At 68.3% G+C, this 23,149-nt stretch carries 18 protein-coding genes and 1 pseudogene; 14 read left to right on the top strand and 5 right to left on the bottom strand.

Annotated features, from left to right (window positions below; all coding sequences use genetic code 11):
• Window positions 1–18: 18 nt before the first annotated feature.
• Window positions 19–798, top strand: a complete 780-nt coding sequence (locus AC5P57_RS11995) for an SDR family oxidoreductase (RefSeq protein ID WP_142806976.1) — start codon at window positions 19–21, stop codon at window positions 796–798.
• Between the two features lie 12 nt (window positions 799–810).
• Window positions 811–1,695: a malonyl-ACP O-methyltransferase BioC gene (bioC, locus tag AC5P57_RS11990; RefSeq protein WP_099555220.1), complete on the top strand. Its 885-nt coding sequence runs from the start codon at window positions 811–813 to the stop codon at window positions 1,693–1,695.
• A 156-nt stretch (window positions 1,696–1,851) separates the two neighbouring features.
• On the opposite strand, the gene AC5P57_RS11985 is transcribed toward bioC, so the two are convergent.
• Window positions 1,852–2,484 carry a YdcF family protein gene (locus AC5P57_RS11985; protein WP_099555222.1) on the bottom strand — a complete coding sequence of 211 codons (633 nt, stop codon included), beginning with the start codon at window positions 2,482–2,484 and terminating at the stop codon, window positions 1,852–1,854.
• Window positions 2,481–3,443, bottom strand: a complete 963-nt coding sequence (locus tag AC5P57_RS11980) for a pyridoxal-phosphate dependent enzyme (protein WP_099555224.1) — start codon at window positions 3,441–3,443, stop codon at window positions 2,481–2,483. The genes AC5P57_RS11985 and AC5P57_RS11980 overlap by 4 nt, the downstream gene beginning before the upstream one ends.
• A gap of 159 nt (window positions 3,444–3,602) precedes the next feature.
• Here AC5P57_RS11980 and AC5P57_RS11975 point away from each other — a divergent pair, with 159 nt between their 5' ends.
• On the top strand, window positions 3,603–4,091 hold the full coding sequence (locus tag AC5P57_RS11975; protein ID WP_024958802.1) for a hypothetical protein: 489 nt from the start codon (window positions 3,603–3,605) through the stop codon (window positions 4,089–4,091).
• A 548-nt stretch (window positions 4,092–4,639) separates the two neighbouring features.
• Window positions 4,640–6,529, top strand: coding sequence for a tRNA uridine-5-carboxymethylaminomethyl(34) synthesis enzyme MnmG (gene mnmG, locus AC5P57_RS11970; RefSeq protein ID WP_099551689.1), 1,890 nt, complete (start codon window positions 4,640–4,642; stop codon window positions 6,527–6,529).
• Between the two features lie 132 nt (window positions 6,530–6,661).
• Here the strand turns inward: mnmG and smeC are convergent, their stop codons facing one another.
• The 3 genes and pseudogenes from smeC to smeA all read right to left on the bottom strand — a co-directional run bounded on the left by smeC (window position 6,662) and on the right by smeA (window position 12,432).
• Window positions 6,662–8,077, bottom strand: coding sequence for a multidrug efflux transporter outer membrane subunit SmeC (gene smeC / locus AC5P57_RS11965; protein ID WP_262235489.1), 1,416 nt, complete (start codon window positions 8,075–8,077; stop codon window positions 6,662–6,664).
• A pseudogene (gene smeB / locus AC5P57_RS11960) lies at window positions 8,074–11,223 on the bottom strand (multidrug efflux RND transporter permease subunit SmeB). The gene smeC and the pseudogene smeB overlap by 4 nt, the downstream one beginning before the upstream one ends.
• 12 nt (window positions 11,224–11,235) lie before the next feature.
• Window positions 11,236–12,432, bottom strand: coding sequence for a multidrug efflux RND transporter periplasmic adaptor subunit SmeA (gene smeA / locus AC5P57_RS11955; RefSeq protein ID WP_099551692.1), 1,197 nt, complete (start codon window positions 12,430–12,432; stop codon window positions 11,236–11,238).
• Window positions 12,433–12,549: 117 nt separating this feature from the next.
• On the opposite strand from smeA, the gene baeS reads away from it, so the two are divergent.
• The 10 genes from baeS (at window position 12,550) to AC5P57_RS11905 (ending at window position 23,119) form a co-directional block, all read left to right on the top strand.
• Window positions 12,550–13,953, top strand: a complete 1,404-nt coding sequence (gene baeS / locus AC5P57_RS11950; protein ID WP_099551693.1) for a sensor histidine kinase efflux regulator BaeS — start codon at window positions 12,550–12,552, stop codon at window positions 13,951–13,953.
• The gene (locus AC5P57_RS11945) at window positions 13,950–14,639 is read left to right on the top strand and encodes a response regulator (RefSeq protein ID WP_099551694.1); all 690 of its coding nucleotides are present in this window, start codon (window positions 13,950–13,952) and stop codon (window positions 14,637–14,639) included. The genes baeS and AC5P57_RS11945 overlap by 4 nt, the downstream gene beginning before the upstream one ends.
• Window positions 14,640–14,727: 88 nt before the next feature.
• Entirely contained in the window at window positions 14,728–15,549 is an 822-nt protein-coding gene (locus tag AC5P57_RS11940; RefSeq protein ID WP_099551695.1) for a nucleotidyltransferase domain-containing protein, read from the top strand.
• A gap of 164 nt (window positions 15,550–15,713) precedes the next feature.
• Entirely contained in the window at window positions 15,714–16,244 is a 531-nt protein-coding gene (locus AC5P57_RS11935; RefSeq protein ID WP_099551696.1) for a gamma carbonic anhydrase family protein, read from the top strand.
• Window positions 16,245–16,369: 125 nt separating this feature from the next.
• Window positions 16,370–17,059: an RDD family protein gene (locus tag AC5P57_RS11930; RefSeq protein ID WP_099551697.1), complete on the top strand. Its 690-nt coding sequence runs from the start codon at window positions 16,370–16,372 to the stop codon at window positions 17,057–17,059.
• Complete coding sequence (locus tag AC5P57_RS11925; protein WP_099551698.1) at window positions 17,056–18,048, top strand: stage II sporulation protein M; 993 nt, start codon at window positions 17,056–17,058, stop codon at window positions 18,046–18,048. Before AC5P57_RS11930 ends, AC5P57_RS11925 begins: the two co-directional genes overlap by 4 nt.
• Complete coding sequence (locus tag AC5P57_RS11920; protein WP_099551699.1) at window positions 18,038–19,660, top strand: DUF4129 domain-containing protein; 1,623 nt, start codon at window positions 18,038–18,040, stop codon at window positions 19,658–19,660. The genes AC5P57_RS11925 and AC5P57_RS11920 overlap by 11 nt, the downstream gene beginning before the upstream one ends.
• The gene (locus AC5P57_RS11915; protein WP_099551700.1) at window positions 19,657–20,841 is read left to right on the top strand and encodes a DUF4350 domain-containing protein; all 1,185 of its coding nucleotides are present in this window, start codon (window positions 19,657–19,659) and stop codon (window positions 20,839–20,841) included. Before AC5P57_RS11920 ends, AC5P57_RS11915 begins: the two co-directional genes overlap by 4 nt.
• Window positions 20,838–21,824, top strand: coding sequence for an AAA family ATPase (locus AC5P57_RS11910; protein ID WP_262235493.1), 987 nt, complete (start codon window positions 20,838–20,840; stop codon window positions 21,822–21,824). Before AC5P57_RS11915 ends, AC5P57_RS11910 begins: the two co-directional genes overlap by 4 nt.
• Entirely contained in the window at window positions 21,821–23,119 is a 1,299-nt protein-coding gene (locus AC5P57_RS11905; protein WP_099551702.1) for a DUF58 domain-containing protein, read from the top strand. The genes AC5P57_RS11910 and AC5P57_RS11905 overlap by 4 nt, the downstream gene beginning before the upstream one ends.
• Window positions 23,120–23,149 lie beyond the last annotated feature (30 nt).

The following is a 23,149-nucleotide window of genomic DNA, read 5'->3' as shown; positions in this document are numbered from 1 at the left end:
ATTCCGCAGGACTGACGCATGGATCTGGGTATCACTGGTCGCTGGGCACTGGTCTGCGGCGCAAGCAAGGGGTTGGGCCTGGGCTGCGCGCGTGCACTGGTGCGCGAGGGCGTGAACGTAGTGATCGTGGCTCGTGGCGAGGCTGCACTGCAGATCGCTGCCGACGAACTGCGTGCACTGCCCGGTGCCGGTGAGGTACGCACCGTCGTCGCCGACATCACCACCGAGGCCGGCCGCAAGGCGGTACTGGCTGCCTGCCCGCAGGTGGACATCCTGGTCAACAACGCCGGTGGCCCGCCGCCCGGTGATTTCCGCAATTTCGAGCGCGACGACTGGATTGCCGCGCTGGACGCCAACATGCTGGCGCCGATCGCGCTGATCCGCGCCACCGTCGACGCGATGATCGAGCGCGGCTTCGGCCGCATCGTCAACATCACCTCGTCGGCGGTGAAGGCACCGATCGACATCCTGGCACTGTCCAACGGCGCGCGCAGTGGCCTGACCGGCTTCGTCGCCGGCCTGTCGCGCCGCACCGTGGCCCACAACGTCACGATCAACAACCTGCTTCCCGGCCAGTTCGACACCGATCGCCTGCGCGCCAACTTCGCCCACAGTGCGGGCAAGGACGGCGACGCCGGCGACGTGGCTGAACGCCGGCGCCAGCAGATTCCCGCCGGCCGCTTCGGCACGCCGGACGAATTCGGCGCCGCCTGCGCCTTCCTGTGCAGTGCACAGGCCGGTTACCTCACCGGGCAGAACCTGCTGATCGACGGCGGCGCCTACCCCGGTACGTTCTAAGAGACTTTCGCAATGCCGTCCCACTTCGATGCCCGCCATGTCCGCCGCGCGTTCGCGCGTGCCGCCACCAGTTACGACGCTGCTGCCGCCCTGCAGCGCGAGGTGCAGTCGCGGCTGATCGAATCGCTGGACTACCTGGAGGCACGCAAGCCCGAGGTGGTGCTGGACATTGGTTCCGGCACCGGCCACGCCAGTGCGCTGATGAAGAAGCGCTGGCCGAAGGCACAGGTGATCGCGCTGGACGTGGCCTTGCCGATGCTGGACCAGGCCAAGCGCCAGGCCGGCTGGTGGAAGCCGTTCCAGCGCCTGTGCGGTGACGCCGCTGCGCTGCCGCTGGCCGACAACAGCGTCGACGTGATCTTCAGCAACCTGTGCCTGCAGTGGGTGGACGACCTGCCGGCGGTGTTCGCCGGGTTCCGCCGCGTGCTCAAGCCGGGTGGCCTGCTGCTGTGCTCGACCTTCGGCCCGGAAACCCTGGTGGAACTCAATGAAGCCTTCGCCGCCGCCGACGACCGCCCGCACGTGAGCCGCTTCGCGCAGATCGCGCAGTTCGGCGATGCACTGATGATGGCTGGCTTCCGCGACCCGGTGCTGGACCGCGATCTGTTCACCCTGACCTACGACGACCTGCCCTCGCTGATGCGCGAGCTGCGCGCGATGGGCGCGACCAATGCACGGGTAGACCGCCGTCATACCCTGACCGGGCGCGGACGTTTCGCGGCGGCGGCGGCGGCGTACGAACCGATGCGCCGCGCCGACGGCAAGCTGCCCAGCAGCTGGGAAGTGATCTACGCCCACGCCTGGGCACCGGACCCGGGCGCGCCGATCCGCGAGGGCGGGCATGACGTGGCCGCGGTGCCGGTGTCGGCGATTCCGATCCGTCGCAAGCAGACCTGATCGAACGATCGCGGGTCTGCTTTTGGTAGGTGCCAACCTTGGTTGGCACAATCCATCAGATCGCGGTGCCGCCAGCATCGTGCCGACCAAGGTCGGCACCTACCAAAGGCAGGTATGGGCCAGCACGACAACCCGGGCGATCGTAGCGGCAGCTGCTCAGGTGTTGGCCGGCGAACTCAACGGCGGGCGCACCAGGTCGCGGTGGAAGAAATAGATTTCCTGCACCAGGAAGCGCCAGCTGGTATGGAAGCTGCGGAAACGCGTGCTGGGCGTGGACGAGGCCAGCGCATCGATGCCCAGCGCCTTGCTCAGGCGCAGCGCGCGCGCCATGTGCAGCGGGTCGCTGACAATGATCACCCGGTGCAGGCTGCGCTGGTCCATCAGCCGCTTGGCTTCCACCAGGTTCTGCACGGTATTGCGCGAGGCGGTCTCGATCAGGATCGCGTCGTCCGGCACGCCGTGCTTGAGCGCATAGCGCCGCGCGACCTGCGATTCGGAGAAGCGGGCACCGGTACCGCCATAGCCACCGGTGAAGATCAGCAGCGGCGCATAGCGCGCTTCATACAGGTCCAGCCCATGGCGGATGCGTTCTTCAAACACGGGTGACGGCTTGGCGTCATAGGCGGCGGCACCCAGCACGATGATGGCGTCGGCCTTGGCGGCCTGGTCACGTTCCCCCACCCAGACGATCCAGGCGGTCACGCCCAGCAGCCAGATCACCAGCAGCACGAACAGCCGCCACAACCAGCCCAGCAGGCCGGTGCGTTCGCGGTGCCGCCCGCGGCTCACGCAGCCCCCCAGCGCAGCGCTGGCAGGTCGACGTTGCCGCCAGACAACACCAGGCCCACGCGCAGGCCGGCGAAGCGCTGTGGCTGCGCCAGCACCGCAGCCAGCACGGTGGCCGATGAGGGTTCCACTACCTGCTTGAGTACGTCCCACAGCAGGCGCATCGCCGCCAGCGTTGCGGCGTCATCGACCACGATGACCTCGGCACCGGCGGCGCGCAGCAAGTCGAAATTGGGCGCGCCGATCAGGGTACGCAGGCCATCGCAGATGGTGTCCGGGGTGAACGCGCCCTGGCGCTCGCCGGTGGCCAGCGAGCGCGCGGTGTCATCGGCACCGGCCGGCTCGGCCAGAATCAGCCGGGTCTGCGGACTGGCGTGCTGCAGGGCGAGCGCGGTACCGCTGGCCAGGCCACCGCCGCCTACCGGCACCAACAGCGCATCGAACGGGCCGTCGCTGTGCAGCAGTTCCAGGGCCGCAGTGCCCTGACCGGCCATCACCGCCGGGTCCGCGTACGGATGGACCAGGGTCGCGCCCGTATCGGCCTGCACCCTGGCACAGGTGGCCTCGCGGTCGGCGATGGTCGGCGGGCAGCGCCAGAGCGTGGCGCCGTGGCGGGCGATGTTGGCCAGCTTGGCGGCCACCGCCCCTTCCGGCACCACCACATGGCAGGGGATGCCCCGGGTGCGTGCGGCCAGGGCCAGCGCGGCACCGTGGTTGCCGGAGGAATGGGTCACCACGCCGGTACTGGCACGATCGGCATCGAGCGACCACACCGCATTGCAGGCACCACGGAACTTGAATGCGCCACCGCGCTGCAGGTGCTCGGCCTTGAACGCCAGCTGTGCGCCGGTCATCGCATCGAGCGTGCGCGAGCGCAGCACCGGGGTCACGCTGGCATGCGGGGCGATCCTCGCAGCAGCAAGCAGGACGTCATCGGCGCGGGGCAACAGTGAATCGCTCATGACGCAAGATTAACGTATGCCCCTGCGCTGGCGACCGGGGCACAGGTCATGCCAGCATGCGGGCCTACGCCTCCATTCATCCTGGCCAGCCGGATTAAGGGCCGATTCAATGCCCGCGCACGAAGCTGACTGCACACCCGTCCTCTGGGGGGACCCACCATGAAAATGCGCCTGTTGCTTGCCGGTGGCCTGTTGCTGGGCCTGACTGGCTGCACCACCTACGACTATGTAGGCGGTGGCCGCGGTGGCGGCTACTACCACGGCGCGCCGTCGGTGGAGTACCGCTACCCGGCCGGCTATCCCTACAACTACGGCTACCCGTACTACGGTGGCTATGGCGGCTATTACGGCGGCTATGGCAACCCGTACTACTCGCGCCCGATCTACCGCCCGCCGCACAACCACCGCCCGCCGCCGCGCCCGCCCGGCAACGGTGGCGAGAACCGTCCGCCGCCGCCGAGGCCGTCGTACAACGGCGGTTCCCCGTGGCGGAACATGGATTCGATGCGTCGCCCGCCGCAGTCGAACATGCAGCCGCCGGCGCCCGCACCGCAGGCCCGCCCGGCCCCGGCACCGAGTGCGCCGAGGATGAACGGTTCCCCCTGGCGCAACATGGATCGTGCGACGCAGCGCACAGTTGAGCGCTGAACCGTCTTGCATTTCACACGGTCTAAGCCGCAATCTACGCGGACAGTGACGGCCCGCGTCACAAAGTGACAAAAACGACACGGGCCGCCGCAGAAAGCTCTACGTCGATATCCGACAGGAACATCTGGATCCCCCCTGTTCCGGCCCTGTCGGATGTCGGCACCTCTGAAGGCAGACGGACCCGCAATGCGGGGCCGTTTGTTTTGGCGGGACGCCGACCGGCGAGGCCCCTGCTTCAGTAGATCCACGCCATGCGTGGATGGGGCCTTTCCCGGCGCCCCAAAAAACAGGGCCGGACAGTCCCCCGACTGCCGGCCCTCTGCTCCCCCATCGTGCACCTGTACCGGCCCCTGTTCCAATTCCGGTCACGGGCGCCTACGGCGCCAGCCACGATGGGTGCTATTGGGTTATCTGCAAAAATCCTGCCAACTTTAGGGTTGATTTCGACGCCAACTGGCCGGCGCCGGCGTCCTGGCCCCGAATGGCGCTAAAATCGCCACCCCGGCGCCGCCCCCCGGCCGCGCCCGCCCCCAGCTGAACAGCCTCCCATGAACCCGTCCTTCCATCGTTACGACGTCATCGTCATCGGCGGTGGCCACGCAGGCACCGAAGCCGCGCTGGCCGCAGCCCGCACCGGCGTGCGCACCCTGCTGCTGACCCACAACATCGAAACCGTGGGCGCGATGAGTTGCAACCCGGCCATCGGCGGCATCGGCAAGGGCCATCTGGTCAAGGAAATCGACGCCCTGGGCGGTGCGATGGCGCATGCCGCCGACCGCGCCGGCATCCAGTGGCGCACGCTCAACGCCTCCAAGGGCCCGGCCGTGCGCGCGACCCGCTGCCAGGCCGACCGCAACCTGTACCGCATGGCGATCCGCGCCATCGTCGAAGGCCAGGCCAACCTGACCGTGTTCCAGGCCGCCGTCGATGACCTGGTCATCGAAGGCGACGCCGTGCGCGGGGTCATCACCCAGACCGGCCTGCGCTTCGACGCCGAAGCCGTGGTGCTGACCGCCGGCACCTTCCTGGCCGGCAAGATCCACGTCGGCCCGACCCAGTACGCCGCCGGCCGCATGGGCGACCCGCCGGCCACCACGCTGGCCGCGCGCCTGCGCGAGCGTCCGTTCCAGGTGGACCGCTTGAAGACCGGCACGCCGCCGCGCATCGATGGCCGTTCGCTGGATTACAGCGCGATGGACGAGCAGCCCGGCGACACGCCGCGTCCGGTGATGTCCTTCCTCGGCTCGGTGGACGAGCATCCGCAGCAGGTCAGCTGCTGGATCACCCACACCACCGAGCAGACCCACCAGATCATCCGCGACGCGCTGCATCGCTCGCCGCTGTACAGCGGCCAGATCGAGGGCATCGGCCCGCGCTACTGCCCGTCCATCGAGGACAAGGTGGTGCGCTTCGCCGAAAAGGCCAGCCACCAGATCTTCGTCGAACCCGAAGGCCTGGGCATCGTCGAGATCTACCCCAACGGCATTTCCACCTCGCTGCCCTTCGACGTGCAGCTGGAGATGGTGCGCAGCATCCGCGGCTTCGAAAACGCGCATATCACCCGCCCCGGCTATGCGATCGAGTACGACTTCTTCGACCCGCGCGGGCTGAAGGCTTCGCTGGAAACCAAGCTGGTCAACGGCCTGTTCTTCGCTGGCCAGATCAACGGCACCACCGGTTATGAAGAAGCCGCCGCGCAGGGACTGCTGGCCGGCCTCAACGCCGCGCGCCAGGTGCGCGGGCTGGACGGCTGGTGCCCGCGCCGCGATGAGGCGTACCTGGGCGTGCTGGTGGATGACCTGATCACCCACGGCACCAACGAGCCGTACCGCATGTTCACCAGCCGCGCCGAATACCGCCTGCAGCTGCGCGAGGACAATGCCGACCAGCGCCTGACCCCGGCCGGTCGCGAGATGGGCCTGGTCGATGACCGCCGCTGGAACGCGTTCGAGACCAAGCAGGCTGCCGTGGCCGCCGAGCGCGTGCGATTGGGTGCACTGTGGGCGACCCCGGCCAATGCGCTGGGCCGCGAAGTGCAGGAAACGCTGGGCGTGGCGGTCAGCCGCGAAACCAATGTGCTGGACCTGATCAAGCGCCCCGAGCTGGATTACGCGCAGCTGATGCAGGTGCCGTCGCTGGGCCCGGCCGTGGCCGACGCCAAAGTCGCCGAACAGGTGGAGATCGGGGTGAAGTACGCCGGCTACCTGGATCGCCAGCGCGAGGAAATCGAGCGGCAGCAGCGGCATGAGGCCACGCCGATCGCCGAGGCGTTCGACTATGCGACCGTGCGCGGGCTGTCGGCTGAGGCACTGCAGAAACTGGAACGTGTGCGCCCGCAGACCATCGGCCAGGCGCAACGTATCCCGGGCATGACCCCGGCGGCGATCTCGCTGCTGCTGGTGCACCTGGAGCGGGCGCGGCGCGGACGCGTGGCGTAAGCAGTCACACCTGCTTCTGGTGGGTGCCGACCTTGGTCGGCACGAATCAGCAGATCGCGATGCTGCATGCATTTGTGCCGACCAAGGTCGGCACCTACCGGAGCGGAAGACACACCCACATTGGCGGGCGCGTTACCGTGCGTCCGCGCCTCCGCCCAGCACCTTGAACAACGTCACCCGGTTGCCCGCTTCCTGCTGCTGCAGGGCGATCAGGTCCTGCTGCGCGGCATACAGGCTGCGCTGCGCGTCCAACGACTGCAGATAGCCATCCAGTCCGGTGCGGTAGCGTGCCTCGGCCAGCGTGTAGCTGCGCTGGCTGGCGGCCACCAACGCGCGTTGCGCATCGATCTGCGCGGCCAGGTGATCACGCGTGGCCAGCGCATCGGCCACTTCGCTGAAGGCCTGCTGGATCGCCTTCTCGTACTGCGCGATGCCGATGTCCTTGCCGATCTTCGAGGCATCCAGCGACGCCTTCAGTGCGCCGGCATGGAAGATCGGCGCGGTGATGCTGGGCACGAACGACCAGCCACGGGTGCCGGCCGAGAACAGCGTCGACAACGCGGTGGAGCTGTGCCCGTAGTTGGCAGTCAACGTCAGCGTCGGGAAGAATGCAGCGCGCGCGGCACCGATATCGGCGTTGGCTGCCTGCAACGCATGCTCAGCGGACAGCACGTCCGGGCGCTGCAGCAACACGCTGGAGGGCAGGTTGGCGGGCAGCGGTGCCAGCGCGACGCTGCCTTCCAGCACCTGCGTTGTCGGCAGCAGGGCCGGATCCAGCGGCGCCCCCGCCAACAGCTGCAGTGCATCACGATCCTGCGCCTGCTGCGTCTGCAGCTTGGCGAGCGCGCCGCGCGCGGCTTCCACGCTGGTCTGCACCTGCGACAGGTCCAGGCCCGAGGCCACCCCCTGCGCATGGCGGGCCTCGGTGCGCTGCAGGGTCTGCTGCTGGCTGTCCAGGGTCTGTTGCGTGAATGCCAGCGACTGCCCATCGGCGGCCAGCGCCAGCCACGCCGTCGCCACTTCGGCGACCAGGCTGGTGCGCGCCGCGCGCTGGTTCTCGGCACTGGCCAGCCAGTTCTGCAGGGCCTCGTTCTTCAGGCTGCGGATGCGACCGAACAGGTCCAGCTCCCAGCTGCTGATGCCCACCTGCACCGCATCGGACTCGGTCACCTGGGTGGCCCCGGTCTCACTGTTGGCATCGCTGACCCGCGAGCGGGTGACACTGCCGCTGGCATCCACCGACGGCAGCAGCGCTGCACGCTGGATGCGGTACTGCGCCCGCTCCTTCTCCACCTGCAGCACGGCCACGCGCAGGTCGCGGTTGTTCTGCAGGGCCAGCGCGATCACCTGCTGCAGGCGCGGTTCGAGGAACACCTCACGCCATGCCGGCATCGCCAGCGCAGGATCAGCTTCGCCGGTCGCTGCATTGCCGAACTGCATCGGCACCGGCGCCTCGGGCCGCTGGTAACGCGGCGCCATGCTCACGCAGCCACCGAGCACGGTGGTCATCGTCGCGGCCGTCAGGGCGCGCAGCAGCAACGGCTTCATGGGCTTGCCTCCGGGGCAGTGGCTTGGCTTGCGGCGCGGCCCGGGAACATGCGGCGCACCAGCAGGTAGAACAACGGCACGAAGAACATGCCCAGCACCATCGAGGCAACCGTACCACCGGCCACGCCGGTACCCAGCGAACGGCGCGCAGCCGAACCGGCGCCGGTGGCGAACACCAGCGGCAGTACGCCCATCAGGAACGCCAGCGAGGTCATTACGATCGGCCGCAGCCGCAGATAGACGGCCTGCAGGATCGCTTCGCGGGTGCTCTTGCCCTGCTGTTCGAGGATGCGCGCGAACTCGACGATCAGGATGCCGTTCTTCGCTGCCAGACCAATCGTGGTCAACAGGCCGACCTGGAAGTACACATCGTTGTTGAGGCCACGCAGGTTCATCATCAGCACGGCACCGAACACGCCTACCGGCACGGCCAGCATCACCGCGAACGGCACCGCCCAGCTTTCATACAGCGCGGCCAGGCACAGGAACACGAACAGCAGCGAGATGGCATACAGCATCGGCGCCTGGTTGCCCGACAGCTGTTCCTGGTAGGCCATGTCCGACCAGGCGTGGCTGAAGCCTTCCGGCAGTGTGTCGGCCAGGCGCGCGATCTCGGCCATCGCCTCGCCGGAGCTGACACCCGGCGCTGGTTGGCCGGTGATTTCCATCGCCGAGATGCCGTTGTAGCGCTGCAGCGCGGCCGGTGCGCTGGTCCAGTGGGTGCTGACCAGCGACGACAGCGGCACCATCTGCCCGGCCTGGTTGCGCACGCTCCAGCGCTCGATGTCCTGCGGCTGCATGCGTGCTTCGGCAGTGCCCTGGATGAACACCTTCTTGATGCGGCCCTTGTAGATGAAGTTGTTGACGAAGTCGCCGCCCAGCGCCGCGTTCAAGGTGTCATTGATGTCCTGCGGGCTCACGCCCATCGCCTGCGCCTTGGCGTCGTCCACCTTCACCGCATACACCGGTGCATCTTCCAGGCTGGCATAGCGCACGTTGACCAGCCTCGGATCCTTGGCAGCTTCCTTCAGCAGGGTGTTGCGCGCGGCCACCGCGGCCGCATGGCCGGCACCGCCTTCGTCCTGCAGTTCCAGGGTGAATCCGCCCGCATCACCCAGGCCGAGGATGGCCGGTGGCGAGGTGATGAACACCTATGCATCGGGCACGCTGGCCATGGCTGTAGTCAAGCGCGCGGCGATGGTATCGGCATCATCCTTGCGGTCATCCCAATCCTTCAGGCGGATGAAGGCCTGACCGACGTTCTGGCCGCTGCCGGTCACGCTGAAACCGGCGGTGGCCTGGATCGACAGCACGCTGTCGTCCTTCACCGCGGCGGCACTCAGGCGATCCATCACCGCCCGCGTCTGCTCCAGCGTGGAACCGGCCGGCAGCTTCACCAGCGCGTTGAGCATGCCCTGGTCCTCATCAGGCAGGAATGCACCCGGCAGGTGCCATAGCAGCAGGCCGGTGGCCACGCTCAGCACCAGGTAGAACACCACGCCCAGCGTGCGCCGGCCGAGGAATCCATCCACCCGACGACGCAGGCCGTTGGAGGTGCGTTCGAAGCGGTGATTGAACCAGATGAAGAACTTGCCCAGCAGGCTCGGTTCGCCGCCGTGGTCTCCATGCGGGTGGCCGCCCTTGGGGATCTGATGCAGGATGCTGCCGCACAGCGCGGGGGTGATGGTCATCGCCACCAGCACCGACAGGATCATCGCTGCAGCAATCGTCACCGAGAACTGGCGGTAGATCACGCCGGTGACACCGCTGAAGAACGCCATCGGCAGGAACACCGCGGTCAGCACCAGCACGATGCCGACCAGCGCGCCGGTGATCTGGCCCATCGCCTTGAGTGTGGCCGGCTTCGGCGCCAGCCCTTCGAAGGTCATCACCCGTTCCACGTTCTCCACCACCACGATGGCATCGTCCACCAGCAGGCCGATGGCCAGCACCAGTGCGAACATGGTCAGCGTGTTGATCGAATAGCCGAACGCGGCCAGCACGCCGAACGTGCCCAGCAGCACCACCGGCACCGCGATGGTCGGGATCAGGGTGGCGCGCCAGTTCTGCAGGAACAGGTACATCACCAGCACCACCAGGATGATCGCCTCGATCAGGGTGATCACCACTTCCTTCAGCGAGATGGTCACGAACGGCGTGGTGGTGAAGGCCACGTGGGCGGTGTAGCCATGCGGCCAGTACTTCTGCAGCTGCTGAAGCCGTGCATCGATGGCCCTGGAGACGGCGATCGCGTTCGCACCGGCATTGAGTTCAATGCCCAGCGAGGCCGACGGCTTGCCGTTGAAGGTGCTGATGCTGTCGTAGCTCTCCGGCCCCAGGCCGATCGTCGCCACGTCGCCCAGGTGCACCACGCTGCCGTTGGCATCGGCCTTCAGCACCACCTGCGCGAACTGCTCGGGCGTGTGCAGGCGGCTGCGCGCGGTCACCGTGGCGTCGAGCTGCTGGCCCTTCAGCGCCGGCTGGCCGCCGAGTTCACCGGCCGACACGTCGGTGTTCTGCGCCTGCAGTGCGGTCTCGATGTCCGACGGCATCAGTGCGTACTGGCGCATCTTCTCCGGATCCAGCCAGATCCGCATGGCGTACTCCTGGCCGATCGGCTGGATGTTGCCGACACCGCTGACGCGGCTGATCTGGTCGTCGATGCGCGCTTCCATGAAGTTGGCGACATCGAAGTTGTCCATGCTGCCGTCTTCGCTGGTGAACGACAGCACCTCGAAGATCGAACCACTGGACTTGGTGATGGTCAGGCCGTTCTGCTGCACCGCCTGCGGCAGCGTGGCCATGGCGGCCTGCAGCTGGTTCTGCACCTGCACCTGCGCGGTGTCCGGGTTGGTACCGGTGGCGAACACCAGGTTGACCTGCGCCGAGCCGTCGGAGGCGCTGGTGGAGGTCATGTACATCAGGTGGTCCAGGCTCTGCTGGGACTGCTCGATGACCTGGGTGACCGCGTTTTCCACGGTCTGCGACGAGGCGCCGGTGTAGGTGGCGCGGATGGTGATGGTGGGCGGGGCGATCTGCGGATAGCGGTCCACCGGCAGGATCAGGATCGCAAGCAGGCCGAGCAGGCTGACCGCAATGGCGATCACCCAGGCGAAGATCGGCCGGTCGATGAAGAAACGAACCATGCGCGGCAGGCCTCAGTGCGACTTTTCGTCGGTGTTGCCGTTCGGGTCGATCGCTGGCATCGCGGCCAGCTGCGCCGTCGTGGCCGCCACCGCCTTCACCTGCTGGCCCAGTGATACCGCACTGCCGTTGCTGACGATCACCCGTTCGCCGGCCTTGAGGCCATCGGTGATCTGCCACTGGTTGCCGACCACCTGGCCGGTGCTGACCCGGCGCTCGACCACATGATCCCTGGCGTCGAGCAGGCGCAGCAGCGGCTCGCCGCGCTCGTTGCGCATCACCGCCTTCTGCGGCACCAGCAGCGCGCGCGCGTCGGTGGCCATCGGCAGCACCGCCTTCAGGTACATGCCGGGCAGCAACAGACCGTCCGGGTTCGGGATGACCGCGCGCAGCACCACGTTGCCGGTGCCCGGATCAACCGCGCTGCCAACGAACTCCAGGGTGCCCTCATGCGCATAGGTGCTGCCGTCCTCCAGCAGCACCTTCACCTGTGCCTTGCCATCGATGGCCTTCACCAGGCCGGCATCGAGCTGCTTGCGCAGCGCCAGCATCTGCGTGCTGGACTGGGTGACATCCAGGTACACCGGGTCCAGCCGCTGGATGGTGGTCAGCGCGGCATCCTGCCCGGCCGCGACCAGCGCACCAGCGGTCACGCTGGAAGTGCCAATGCGACCGTCGATGGGCGCGGTCACCCGCGTGTAGTCAAGGTTGATGCGGGCGGCCTGCAATGCAGCGCGCGCGGCGATCACGTTGGCCTGCGCCTGCTTCAGCGCCGAGGTGGCGTCGTCGGCATCCTGCTTGCTGGCCGCATCCATGCTCACCAGCGCGCGGGTGCGCTCGGCCTTCGGCTGTGCCGACAACACAGTGGCCTCGGCCTGCGCCAGCTGCCCGCGCGCGGTATCGAAAGCAGCCTGGTACGGCGCCGGGTCGACCTGGTACAGCAGCTGCCCTGCCTCGACCTGCTGGCCTTCGGTGAACAGACGCTGGCGGATCAGGCCGCCGATCTGCGGCCGCACCTCGGAGATCTCGAACGGCACGGCGCGGCCGGGCAAGGTCTGCTGCAGTGCCAGCGGCTGCGCTCTGGCGGTGATGACGCCCACTTCGGGCATGGCCGGGGCTTCAGTCCTGCCCGCCGAACAGGCCGCCAGGGCCAGCAGCAGGGGCAGCAGCAGGGGACGCGGGGAACGGGACAGCGGGCGCAGGAGGGACATGGGGGGCGTGGGGGCCTTGCGTGGACCCGTGCACGCTGCCGTGGAACTGTGCAGAGAATATGGAGATTGTGCGACCGGCTCAGCTGGCGCTTGCTTTCGGCGCCGCATGCGCCGCTAATGGCCTCCGCGATGGCGAAGATTCGACTCAAATTCGGCCTGACCGCGAAGACCTTCCTCGCGATCTTCACCGCCTGCCTGCTGGTGCTGGCAGTGAACGGTATTGCCAGCCGCGTGGCCTTCCAGACCGGATTCCTGGACTACCTCAACGACCAGGGCGATCTGCGCATGCAGCGGTTGATGCCGCACCTGCAGCGCGAGTACCGCGAGCACGCTGGCTGGGAACATCTGCACGGTGATGGCGACCGCTGGGCGCGGTTGCTGCGCCCGGATCTGGCCCATGGGCACGAAGGACCGGTGCCGCCGCTGTCCGACCAGACCGGCGTGCCCTCGCGTCTGGGCCTGTTCGATGCGCAGCACCGCTTCGTGGCCGGCAACCCCGACGCCACCAGCGATGACGAGCCGCACGCGGTGCAGGTGGACGGGCAGACCGTAGGTTGGCTGGGCATGGTCCCCTTCCAGACCGTCATCGCCACCAACGACCTGAATTTCTACAACACCCAGGTGCGTGCCTGGTGGGTGATCGGCATCGCACTACTGCTGGTGACGGTACTGCTGGCCTGGCTGGTATCGCGTGCGCTGCGCAAGCGCCTGGCCAAGCTGGCCGCGGCCACGCACCGGCTGGCCGCCGGTGACTACGCCACCCGCATCGAGCGCACCAGCGACGATGAGCTGGACGCACTGGTCAACGACTTCAACCGGATGGCGCAGGCGCTGGACGATACCGAGCGCAACCGCCGCGCCTTCATTGCCGACATCTCGCATGAACTGCGCACGCCGCTGGCGGTGGTGCGCGCCGAGCTGGAGGCGATCGAAGATGGCATCCGTCCGCTGGACCGCGCCAACCTGGTGGGCCTGCAGGGCGAGATCCGCCAGCTGGGCAAGCTGATCGACGACCTGCACGACCTGTCGATGACCCAGTCCGGCGGCCTGGCGTACCGCTTCGCGCCACTGGACCTGGTGGCGCTGCTTCGCAGCGAACTCAATGGCATGCGCGTGCGCTTTGCCAATGCAGGCCTGGCGCTGGAAGAAGATCTGCCCGCCACGCCGTTGCAGGTGTCCGGTGACGAACGGCGCCTGCAGCAGGTGCTGGCCAACCTGCTGGAAAATGCACTGCGCTACACCCACGCCGGTGGCCGCGTACTCGTGCAGGCAGCGCGCGTGCCTGCCGGCCTGCAGCTGATCGTGGAAGACACCGCGCCGGGCGTGCCGGCCGACAAGTGCGCGCTGCTGTTCGAACGCTTCTACCGCGTGGAAAGTTCGCGCAACCGCGCCAGTGGCGGCAGCGGGCTGGGCCTGGCCATCAGCCACAACATCATCCTGGCCCACCACGGCGTCATCCACGCCGAGCCCTCGCCACTGGGCGGGCTGCGCGTGGTCATCACCCTGCCGGAGCCTGCATGAGCACGTCGCCCGCCACGTCCGCGAAGATCCTGATCGTCGAGGACGAGCCACGCCTGGCCTCGGTACTGCGCGACTACCTGGCCGCTGCCGGCATGGCCAGCGAGTGGGTGGACGACGGTGGCCAGGTGATCGAGGCGTTCGCGCGCTACCAGCCCGACCTGGTGCTGCTGGACCTGATGCTGCCGCAGCGCGACGGCGTGGACCTGTGCCGCGAACTGCGCGCCGGCAGCGATGTGCCGGTCATCATGGTCACCGCACGGGTGGAAGAGATCGACCGCCTGCTGGGCCTGGAGATCGGTGCCGACGACTACATCTGCAAGCCGTTCAGTCCGCGTGAAGTGGTCGCTCGGGTGATGGCGGTGCTGCGCCGCTACCGCCCGGACCCCGGTGCGCGCGCCAACGGCGGCCTGCACATCGACGAGCCGGCCGCACGCGCCACCTGGAACGGCAAGGGCCTGGACCTGACCCCGGTGGAATACCGCCTGCTGCGCACGCTGCTGGCCACGCCGGGCCGGATCTGGGCGCGCGATGAACTGCTCGACCGGCTGTACCTGGACCATCGCGTGGTGGTCGACCGCACCGTCGACAGCCATGTGCGCAACCTGCGCCGCAAGCTGGCCGACGCCGGCATGGAAGGCGAACCGATCCGTTCGGTGTACGGCATGGGCTACAGCTACGAGCCGTGATCGCGTTCGCCTGGCTTGGCCCGGCAGGCGCAGTGTGTTCGATCTGCGCTACATTCGAGAACGCTCGACATCAACGAATCACGACTGCATGGACGACATCCACCCGATCGCGCCGGACAAGCGCGCCGCCATTCTTTCCACCCTCGCCGACATCGAACAGCGCCACGATGTGCGTGTGCTGCTGGCCTGCGAATCCGGCAGCCGCGGCTGGGGTTTTTCCTCGCCGGACAGCGACTACGACGCGCGCTTCATCTACGTGCATCGCCAGCCGTGGTATCTCACCGTCAACGAGAGCACCGGCCCCGGTGAAGCACAGCGCGATGTGATCGAACTGCCGATCGACGATGAACTCGACGTCAGCGGCTGGGACCTGCGCAAAGCGCTGCGCCTGGTTTCAAAATCCAATCCGACACTGATCGAGTGGCTGCGCTCGCCGATCATCTACCAGCAGGATCACACCGCGGTGTCGCAGCTGTGGAAGGCAGCTGAGTCGTTCCATTCACCACTGGGCACGTGGTGGCACTACTTCAACATGGCGCGCTCGAACCATCGCGGCTACCTGCGTGGCGAAACGGTACGCACCAAGAAGTACCTGTACGTGCTGCGCCCACTGCTGGCCTGCCAGTGGATCGAACACGAGCAGACACCCCAGCCGATGGCCTTCGAGGATCTGCTGGACCGGCTGCTGCCACATGGCCCGGTGCGTGAAGCCATCGATGCCCTGCTGGTGGTGAAACGCGCCAGTGCCGAGGTCAGTGCCGGACCGCGCATCGCGGCGATCAGCGATTTCATCGATCGTGAGCTGGCCGCCCGCGTCGAGCAGGCCCCGCATCTGCCCGCTGGGCAGGGCGACAGCACCCGGCTGGACGCGCTGTTCCGGCAGATGCTGGCCGAGCACGCGCCGGCCTGAGCGGTTGCACCCGTTTCTGGTAGCTGCCGACCTTGGTCGGCACCGAGATCACCATCCACGCATGGCGTGGATCTACTGCGTATCCGCGCGGCCCCAGGGCGGTACCTCCCCCAGCGGACGCACGCGTATCATCGTCGCGAATGCCCTGATTTCCGGAGACACCGATGAACCCGCTGCGCCCCTTCCGCGACAAGATGCCCGTCCTCGGCGAGCGCGTGTACATCGACCCGGCCTGCACCGTCATCGGCGACGTGGACCTGGCCGACGACGTGTCGGTGTGGCCGGGCACGGTCATCCGCGGTGATGTCAATTACGTGCGCATCGGTGCGCGCACCAACGTGCAGGACGGCACCATCATCCATGTCAGCCACCACAGCCCGTACAACAAGGCCGGTTACCCGACCCTGATCGGCGAGGGCGTGACCGTCGGCCACGGCTGCATCATCCATGCCTGCACCATCGGCGATTACAGCCTGATCGGCATGGGCGCCTGCATCCTCGACGGTGCCCGCGTTGAACGCCACGGCTTCGTCGGTGCCGGCGCGGTGATCGGCCCCGGCAAGGTGGTGGGCGAAGGCGAGCTGTGGGTCGGCAACCCGGCCCGGCCGGCGCGGACGCTGAGCGACAAGGAGATCGAGTCGCTGCACTATTCGGCCGACCACTACGTGCGCCTGAAGGACGAGTACCGGGGCTGAGCAGCCAACGCCGCCACGCGGCTCTGCTAAAGTCTGGGCCCGACCAGGACCTGTCGAGACCCCCCCATGCCTGTGGTTGCCCGCCGGAGAGGACTCCGGCGCCCACAACGAAGGCCATCGCGCTGATGGCCGCACCGATGCTCGATACCTACCGTGAGGTGGTGACGCCGGAGGGCGTGCTGCTTCAATTGCCGGTAGCCGGGCCGCTGCCGCGGGCCATGGCGTGGCTGGTCGATCTTGGCGTGCGCATCGCGGTACTGGTGCTCATGGCAATCCCGCTGGCGGTGCTGGACGAATTCGGCTCCGGCCTCAACCTGGTGCTGATGTTCCTGGTCTACTGGGTCTACCCGATCGTGTGCGAGGCGCTGTGGGGCCGCACGCTGGGCAAGCGCGCGCTGGGCCTGCGCGTGCTGTCCCGCGATGGCGCGCCCGTGGGCTGGATGGCGGCGATCACCCGCAACCTGCTGCGTACGGTGGACATGCTGCCGTTTGGCTATGCACTGGGCCTGGTCAGCAGCCTGTTCGATCCGCACGGCCGCCGCCTCGGCGATCTGGTTGCCGGCACCGTGGTGGTACACGCGCCTGTACCGTACCTGCCGCCCCCCCCCACCATCGACAGCGTGCTGGCCCCACCGCAGCCGCTGCGGCTGGAGGAACAGGCCGCGCTGATGGCCTTCGCCGAGCGCGCCCCACGTCTGTCCGCGCCCCGCCAGCAGGAGTTGGCCGGCATTGCCGAACCCCTGACCGGCAGCCTGGGCCAGATCGGTGTGCTGCGCCTGTATGCAATGGCCAACTGGCTGCTGGGGCGGCGATGAAACAGGAACAGTTCGTCGCCCGCTACCACCAGGAATGGGAGGAGCTGGAACAGTGGCTGCTGCTGCGTGCCGGCGCCTCGCGCCGCGCGCGCCGCAAGGCCAGCGGCCTGGCACTGGACGATACCGCCGTCCCGCAACGCTATCGACGCCTGTGCCAGCAGCTGGCGCTGGCCCGCGAGCGCGGCTACAGCCCGCAGCTGGTCCAGCGCCTGCAGCAGCTGATGCAGCAGGGCCACAGCGTGCTGTACCGCACACGGCCGACGCGCTGGCGCGCCGCGCTGGAATTCCTGGTGGCCGACTTCCCGCTGCTCGTGCGCAGCCAGGCACGCAGCATGTGGGTAGCGCTGGCGATGTTCGCGCTGCCGGCGATCGCCTGCTTCGTGCTTGCACAGGTCCATCCGGACCTGATCCACACGCTGATGGACAACCGCCAGATCGCCGCGATGGAGCGCATGTACGACCCTGCTGCCGAACGACTGGGCCGCGACAGCGGCACCGACTGGATGATGTTCGGCCACTACATCCTCAACAACATCAGCATTGCCCTGCGCACCTTCGCCAGCGGCCTGCTGGCCGGGCTGGGCACGCTGCTGGTGCTGCTGTTCAACGGCGTAACCATCGGTGCGGTGGCCGGCCACCTGCAGCACATCGGGCACGGTGGACCGTTCTGGCGCTTCGTGGTCGGCCATGGCGCATTCGAGCTGACCGCGATCGTGATCGCCGGCGGTGCCGGCCTGCAGCTGGGCATGAAACTGCTGGCACCGGGCCGGCGCAGCCGCCTGGATGCGCTGGTCGACGGTGGCCGCATCGGTGCCCGGCTGTGCCTGGGCGTGGCGTTCATGCTGCTGGTCGCGGCCTTCATCGAAGCGTTCTGGTCGTCGATCGCCGAAGTCCCCGCATGGATCAAGTTCAGCGTCGCCGGAGTGCTCTGGGCCGGCGTGCTGCTGTGGCTGTGGCGTGGCGGGCGTGGAGACGGCCATGCGCATTGACCGCCTGGACGTGGTGCTGCGTGCACGCAGCGGCTGGGAAGCGATGGAGCTGGGCACTGCCCTCTCCCGCCGCCATGCGCGCGCAGTGTGGGGCAGCTGGCTGCTGGCCAGTGCCCCCTTGTTCGTGATCTTCAACGTGCTGGGAGGGTGGCTGGATGCCTTCGGCTGGGCCTGGCTGGCGATGTGGTGGTGCAAGCCGCTGTTCGAGCGTGCGCCGCTGTATGTGCTGTCGCGCGGCATCTTCGGCGAACCGGTCAGCACGCTTTCGGCCCTGCGTGCGCAGCGCCACTGGGGCAACACCGGTTTCTGGGGCTACCTTGGCTGGCGTCGCTTCAGCGTGCTGCGCAGCCTGTGCCTGCCGGTGAACCTGCTGGAAGGCAACGCACCGGGCCAGCGCGGTCCACGCCGCCGTGCGGTGGCGGCCGGCGCCGCAGGTGCGGCGACAGTGCTGACCGTGACCTGCATGGCGTTCGAAGCGGTGCTGGTGTCCGGTGCCATCGGTGCAGTGTTCATGTTCATGCCGCTGGACCTGATGTCCGAATCCTGGCGCGCGGCGTGGGACATGATCGGCAAGGACACGCCCGCATGGGCACGCTTCGGTTTCAATCTGGCCTGCTGGCTGGCCTCGGCGCTGATCGGCCCGTTCTTCGTCGGTGCGGGCTTTGGCCTGTACTTGAACCGGCGTACGCAGATGGAAGCCTGGGACGTCGAGATCGCCCTGCGCCGCCTGCGCGATCGCCTGCTGCCGGCGGCATCGACGCTGGCCCTGCTGCTGTGCCTGGCATTGCCGCTGGCCTCCGCACCGGTGCACGCGCAGGACGCAGATGCCGAGCCCGAACGCGCAATGGGCAAACCCAGCGCCAGCGGCATTGCCGCCGAAGAGGACGACGAAGAACCGACCATCGACCCGGCCAACACGCCGGCCACCATCTTCGGTGGCACGCCGGTGGACACTGCCGGTTTCCGCCAGGCGGTGAATCGCGCCTACGAGGATCCGCTGCAGCGCCCGACCCGCCAGGTCACCCACTGGAAGCCGATCGAACAGGCCGAGGAAAAAAAGAAGGAAGACAAGCAGCTGCAGAGTGACAGCAGCGCCCGGGGCGAACGCAAGGCGCGCAAGGATGGCATCGCCTGGCTGGCACGGTTGGCCGAGTGGGGCTTGTGGGGCCTGCTCGGCGTCCTGCTGCTGGTGCTGCTGCTGACGGCGCGGATGTGGTTGCCCTGGCTGCGCGGCAGCGGCCGGCGCAAGGCCGATGCACCACCGCAGGTGATGGAGGAACAGGTGGAACTGCCCGTGGTGCTGCCGCCGGACGTGGCCACGCAGGCCGGCCTGCTCTGGGACCAGGGCCGACCCCGCCAGGCGCTGGCCCTGCTCTACCGTGCCAGCGTGGGTACCGTGGGGGAGCGCAGTGGCATCGCGCTGCCCCCCGGCGCCACCGAAGCACAGTGCCTGCGCGCATCGCGACGCATGCCTGACGCCACCGACCGTGACCTGTTCGCGCGCATCGTCCGCATGTGGCAGTACGCGGCCTACGGTGGCCGCCTGCCCAGCCGCAGCGATTTCGACGCACTGGCCGCAGCGCTGCGCCAGCAGTACGGGTGGCAGGCATGAGCCCGCGCCTGTTCTGGTCGTTGCTTCTGGGCGTGCTGGTTCTGTTCGGCGTGCCGCTGACCATCCTCTACCTGCGCACGCATGAGCGCGTGACCGAGACCATCCGGCTGCCGCCGCAGGGCGAAGCCGGCTACAACCCGCTGTACGTGCTTGGCCAGGCCCTGCGTGCCGACGGCATCGACGTGCATTCGCTGCCCCGGCTGGAACTGCAGCAGATGACGCTGGGGCCGCACGACACGGTGGTGCTGCTGCAGGACAGCAGCGAGCTGCCGCCGCCCGTCGCCAACGCCCTGCTGGATTGGGTCGAGGATGGCGGCCACCTGCTGGTACGCACACCGCCGCCGGCCGAGGACGATGCCGGCAGCACGCAGGGGCCGCTGCTGGACCGGCTGGGCGTGGACAGCCTGTTCCAGCGCAGCGACTGCCAACCCTTCCATGTCGACGATGATCCGGGCCACGTTGAATTCTGCGGTGGCCGCCGTTTCACCCTGGGCTTTGCGGCCAGTGCGCAGGCCGAGCGCCGTTGGGGCGGTGATCGCGATCTCGTGTTCGCACGCCTCCGCCATGGCCAGGGCAAGGTGAGCGTGCTGGCTGACATGGAGTTCATGCGCAGCGAGGTGGATTCACCGGCAGCGCGCCTGGCCTCGGCGGGCGGCAGGGCCAGCGATGGCCTGCACGATGCTTCGCACCGCGACCTGACCCGCCATCTGCTGGACCCGAACTACGGCAACGGTACGGTCTGGCTGATCTACGCCAGCCGTCCGCCATCGCTGTGGGCACGCGTCTTCTACCAGGGCTGGCCGCTGTGGGCGCCACTTCTGCTGGCCCTGCTGGGTTGGCTGTGGGGCCGCTCGCAGCGCTTCGGCAGCCTGCTGCCGTCACCGGTACTGGAACGCCGTTCGCTGCTGGAGCACGTGCGCGCCAGTGGTGAACTGCTGCTGCGTTTCGGCCACGGCGCGCGCCTGTACGAGGCCGTCCTCGCCCTGTTCCTGCACCGCCTGCGCCTGCGCGCACCGATTGCCGCCGCACTGGACGGTGCGCCACGCGATCAGGCCATCGCCGAGCTGCTGAAGTGGCCGCAGGGCCGCGTTGCCAGCGCGCTCACACCGCCTCCGCCGCACGATTCCTCCGCCCTGCGCGAGCGCATCCGCTTGCTGCTCCAGATGAGATCCCTGCTATGACCGAAGTCCCCGAGCTGCCGGCGGCCGCCGATGCCCGCCTGATCGAACGCGTCGATGCCATCCGCACCGCCGTCGGACATGCCTTCATCGGCCAGGCCGATGTGCTGGACCAGATTCTGGTGGCCCTGCTGGCAGGTGGCCACGTGCTGATCGAGGGCGTGCCGGGGCTGGGCAAGACCCTGCTGGTGCGCGCGCTGGCGCAGGCGATGGAGCTGGACTATGGGCGCGTGCAGTTCACCCCCGACCTGATGCCCAGCGACGTCAGCGGCCACGCCGTGTACGACCCGAAGAGCGAGAGCTTCAAGATCCGTCGTGGCCCGGTGTTCACCAACCTGCTGCTGGCCGATGAGATCAACCGCGCGCCGGCCAAGACCCAGTCGGCGCTGCTGGAAGTGATGCAGGAAGGCCAGGTGACCATCGAAGGCAAGGCCTTCGCCCTGGCGCCACCGTTCATGGCGCTGGCCACGCAGAACCCGCTGGAACAGGAAGGTACCTACCCGCTGCCGGAAGCCCAGTTGGACCGCTTCCTGCTGAAAGTGCTGATCGACTACCCGCAGCTGGAGGACGAGAAGCGCATGGTGACCGCGATCACCAGCGGCCGCGCCGCCAGCGATTTCGACCTGAGCCAGGTACCGCGCGTGCTCGGCGCCGGCGAACTGCTGGCGCTGCAGCGTGCTACTGCGGCGATCACGGTCGATGACGAAGTGATTGACTACGCGGTACGCATCGTTGCCGCCACCCGGCAGTGGCCGGGAATCGCGGTCGGCGCCGGTCCGCGCGGCAGCATCGCGCTGGTGCGTGCCGCGCGCGCGCAGGCGGTACTGGCCGGTCGTGATTTCGTCACTCCGGATGATGTGCGCGACATCGCCCGCCCGGCACTGCGCCACCGCATCGCGCTGGCCCCGGAACTGCAGATCGAGGGCCAGGACGCCGACGATGTGCTGGGCGCGCTGTTGGTCAAGGTGGAAGCGCCGCGCCGATGAGGCCGGCCCCGCTGCTGCTGGCGCTGCTGCTGGCCTGGGCCGCGCTGGGCGGCCTGGTGCTGGGCGACCTGCTGCCACGCTGGAGCTGGGCGCTGGCCGCGGTGGCCATCGCACTGCCTGCGCTGTTCGACCTGTGGCGGCAGACGCGGCGTCCATCGCCGCAGATCCAGCGCGAACTGCCCGAAGCACTGGCACTGGGCGTGCGCCGCGAGGCTGCACTGCGATTGCAGGCAGACGCAGCGATGACGGTGCAGGTGTTCGACCTGGTGCCCGGCGGATGGCCGCTGGAATCGCTGCCGCAGCGCGTGCGCCTGCAGCCCGGTAGCGCCTCCACACTTCACTATCACCTGCAGCCGCTCCAGCGTGGGCGCTTCCGCTTCGACGGCGTGCATCTGCGCATGCGCTCGCCATGGCGGCTGTGGTGGCAGCAACGCACCCTGCCCCCCGCGCTGGACGTGCGGGTCTATCCGAACTTCGTGCCGCTCACCCGCTTCGCCCTGTTCAGCGCCGACCAGGCCTCGCGCCTGGTGGGTGCGCACGTGAAGCGTCGCCGCGGTGAAGGCACCGACTTCCACCAGATGCGCGAATACCGCGTGGGCGACAGCCTGCGCCAGCTCGACTGGAAGGCCACCGCACGGGCGCGCAAGCTGGTCTCGCGCGAGTACCAGGACGAGAAGAACCAGCAGCTGCTGCTGATGCTCGACAGTGGCCGGCGCATGCTGGCCAGCGAAGGCGGCCTCTCGCATTTCGACCACGCCTTGAACGCCTCACTGGTGGTGGCGTACCTGGCATTGCGCCAGGGCGATGCCGCCGGCCTGTTCGCTGCCGGTGGCGAGCGCCGCTGGGTGGCGCCGCAGCGTGGCATGGGTACGGTCGAGCACCTGCTGCGTGCCAGCTACGACCTGCAGCCGCGCGCGGTGGCCACCGATTACCTGGCCGCCGCCACCGAGGTGTCGCTGCGCCAGCGCCGACGCGCGCTGGTGATGCTGGTCAGCAACGTGCGCGACGAAGACATCGAGGATCTGCTGGCGGCAGTGCGCCTGCTGCAGAAACGCCACCTGGTGTGCGTGGCCAGCCTGCGCGAGCGCGAACTGGATGCTGTCCTCGATGATGAGGTGCAGTCGCTGGAGGACGCCGCCCAGGCTGGCGCTGCGGCGCTGTACCTGCAGCAGCGCGCGAAGGCGCACGAGGCACTGCGCAGCGAGAAGGTGATGGTGCTGGACGTGACCGCCGATGCGCTGCCTGCTGCGCTGGTGGAGCGCTATCTGGCAGTGAAGCGCGAAGGGCTGCTCTGATACCAGCGATCGCTCTGGTGGGTGCCAACC

The sequence above is a fragment of the Stenotrophomonas sp. YJH_SMC_79 genome (assembly GCF_059367995.1).
The sequence above is the reverse complement of the archived record's forward strand: the minus strand, read 5'-3'. Positions and strand labels throughout refer to the sequence as shown.